This is a genomic window from Muribacter muris, assembly GCF_004569585.1.
GTDB classification, from domain to species: domain Bacteria; phylum Pseudomonadota; class Gammaproteobacteria; order Enterobacterales; family Pasteurellaceae; genus Muribacter; species Muribacter muris.
This window is the reverse complement of the sequence record NZ_SPPA01000054.1, coordinates 1-3,336: the sequence shown is the minus strand read 5'-3', so window position 1 is coordinate 3,336 and position 3,336 is coordinate 1. Positions and strand designations below refer to the sequence as shown.

Genomic DNA, 3,336 nt, shown 5'->3' with positions numbered 1-3,336 from the left:
GATGCTCTTTAAAAAACTGGAAACAAGCTGAAAACTGAGAGATTTTTCAAGCAATGAAAAGTCTGAGTAAAAACAAAGCAAAAACCAATCCTTGTCTGTAAAAAGGCAGACAAGTCAGTTGTAAGAATATACGACTCCAAGGAAAACCCTTGAGGTTGTATAGTTAAGCGACTAAGCGTACACGGTGGATGCCTTGGCAATCAGAGGCGATGAAGGACGTGCTAATCTGCGATAAGCTTGGATGAGTCGATAAGAGACGCTTAATCCAAGATGTCCGAATGGGGAAACCCAGTAGGTGAAGAACCTACTATCAACAAGTGAATCCATAGCTTGTTGAGGCAAACCGGGAGAACTGAAACATCTAAGTAGCCCGAGGAAAAGAAATCAACCGAGATTCCGTCAGTAGCGGCGAGCGAACGCGGAGTAGCCATCAAATGTTATCTCATCAATTAGGAGAATCAACTGGGAAGTTGAATCACAGAGGGTGATAATCCCGTATCCGAAAATTAATGGGAAGGACTAAGTTTGTAACAAGTAGGGCGGGACACGTGATATCCTGTCTGAAGATGGGGGGACCATCCTCCAAGGCTAAATACTCCTGATTGACCGATAGTGAACCAGTACCGTGAGGGAAAGGCGAAAAGAACCCCAGCGAGGGGAGTGAAATAGAACCTGAAACCGTGTACGTACAAGCAGTGGGAGCAGACTCGTTCTGTGACTGCGTACCTTTTGTATAATGGGTCAGCGACTTATATTTTGTAGCAAGGTTAACTGAATAAGGTAGCCGTAGGGAAACCGAGTCTTAACTGGGCGAACAGTTGCAAGGTATAGACCCGAAACCCGGTGATCTAGCCATGGGCAGGTTGAAGGTTGGGTAACACTAACTGGAGGACCGAACCGACTAATGTTGAAAAATTAGCGGATGACCTGTGGCTGGGGGTGAAAGGCCAATCAAACCGGGAGATAGCTGGTTCTCCCCGAAATCTATTTAGGTAGAGCCTTGAGCGAACACCTTCGGGGGTAGAGCACTGTTTCGGCTAGGGGTCCATCCCGGATTACCAACCCGATGCAAACTGCGAATACCGAAGAGTGATACTCAGGAGACACACGGCGGGTGCTAACGTCCGTCGTGGAGAGGGAAACAACCCAGACCGCCAGCTAAGGTCCCCAAGTCTATGTTAAGTGGGAAACGAAGTGGGAAGGCTTAGACAGCTAGGATGTTGGCTTAGAAGCAGCCACCATTTAAAGAAAGCGTAATAGCTCACTAGTCGAGTCGGCCTGCGCGGAAGATGTAACGGGGCTCAAACATAGCACCGAAGCTGCGGCATCAGAGTCAATCTGTTGGGTAGGGGAGCGTCGTGTAAGCGGATGAAGGTGAACTGAGAAGTTCGCTGGACGTATCACGAGTGCGAATGCTGACATAAGTAACGATAAAACGGGTGAAAAACCCGTTCGCCGGAAGACCAAGGGTTCCTGTCCAACGTTAATCGGGGCAGGGTGAGTCGGCCCCTAAGGCGAGGCTGAAAAGCGTAGTCGATGGGAAACGGGTTAATATTCCCGTACTTGGTGATATTGCGATGTGGGGACGGAGAAGGTTAGGTTAGCGGACTGTTGGATATGTCCGTTTAAGCCGGTAGGTGGAAATTCCAGGCAAATCCGGAATTTCTGAACACCGAGACGTGATGACGAGTGTCTACGGACACGAAGTAACCGATACCACGCTTCCAGGAAAAGCCACTAAGCATCAGATATCACTAAACCGTACTGAAAACCGACACAGGTGGTCAGGTAGAGAATACTCAGGCGCTTGAGAGAACTCGGGTGAAGGAACTAGGCAAAATAGCACCGTAACTTCGGGAGAAGGTGCGCCGGCGTAGCTTGTAACCCCCTGCGGGTGAAGGGCGAACCGGTCGAAGATACCAGCTGGCTGCAACTGTTTATTAAAAACACAGCACTCTGCAAACACGTAAGTGGACGTATAGGGTGTGATGCCTGCCCGGTGCTGGAAGGTTAATTGATGGTGTTATCGAAAGAGACGCTCCTGATCGAAGCCCCAGTAAACGGCGGCCGTAACTATAACGGTCCTAAGGTAGCGAAATTCCTTGTCGGGTAAGTTCCGACCTGCACGAATGGCATAATGATGGCCAGGCTGTCTCCACCCGAGACTCAGTGAAATTGAAATCGCCGTGAAGATGCGGTGTACCCGCGGCTAGACGGAAAGACCCCGTGAACCTTTACTATAGCTTGACACTGAATATTGAATTTTAATGTGTAGGATAGGTGGGAGACTTTGAAGTAGGCACGCCAGTGCCTATGGAGTCGTCCTTGAAATACCACCCTTTAACGTTTGATGTTCTAACGAAGATTGCGAAACGCGGTCTCGGACAGTGTCTGGTGGGTAGTTTGACTGGGGCGGTCTCCTCCCAAAGTGTAACGGAGGAGCACGAAGGTTTGCTAATGACGGTCGGACATCGTCAGGTTAGTGCAATGGTAGAAGCAAGCTTAACTGCGAGACAGACAAGTCGAGCAGGTGCGAAAGCAGGTCATAGTGATCCGGTGGTTCTGTATGGAAGGGCCATCGCTCAACGGATAAAAGGTACTCCGGGGATAACAGGCTGATACCGCCCAAGAGTTCATATCGACGGCGGTGTTTGGCACCTCGATGTCGGCTCATCACATCCTGGGGCTGAAGTAGGTCCCAAGGGTATGGCTGTTCGCCATTTAAAGTGGTACGCGAGCTGGGTTTAGAACGTCGTGAGACAGTTCGGTCCCTATCTGCCGTGGGCGTTGGAGAATTGAGAGGGGCTGCTCCTAGTACGAGAGGACCGGAGTGGACGCACCACTGGTGTTTCGGTTGTGTCGCCAGACGCATTGCCGAGTAGCTACGTGCGGAAAAGATAAGTGCTGAAAGCATCTAAGCACGAAACTTGCCTTAAGATGAGTTCTCCCAGTCTATAAGACTGTAAGGGTTGTTGGAGACTACGACGTAGATAGGTGGGGTGTGTAAGTGTTGTGAGACATTGAGCTAACCCATACTAATTGCCCGAGCGGCTTAACTATACAACGCTCAAGGGTTTTTGAGAAACCAGACAAAGCGAAAGCAAAAACCAAAAGCAAGAAAAACACTCAGACAGCTTGTTCCGATTTTAACGAGAGAAAGGCGAATAAAAGCCGCCTGACTCAAACAATGCATAATATAAAGAGAAATGCATAAAATAAAGAGAAAAGACAACAAACATCATCACCGATTTTCCTGATGGTCATAATGCTGTGGACCCACCTGATTCCATTCCGAACTCAGAAGTGAAACGCAGAGATGCCGATGGTAGTGTGGGG

Annotated in this window: 2 rRNA genes; both read left to right on the top strand. The window is 49.2% G+C overall.

Features of this window, described 5'->3' with window-relative positions:
• Window positions 1-161: 161 nt before the first annotated feature.
• Window positions 162-3,060, top strand: a 23S ribosomal RNA gene (locus tag E4T80_RS12480).
• A gap of 192 nt (window positions 3,061-3,252) precedes the next feature.
• A 5S ribosomal RNA gene (rrf, locus tag E4T80_RS12475) occupies window positions 3,253-3,336 on the top strand; the annotation flags it as partial.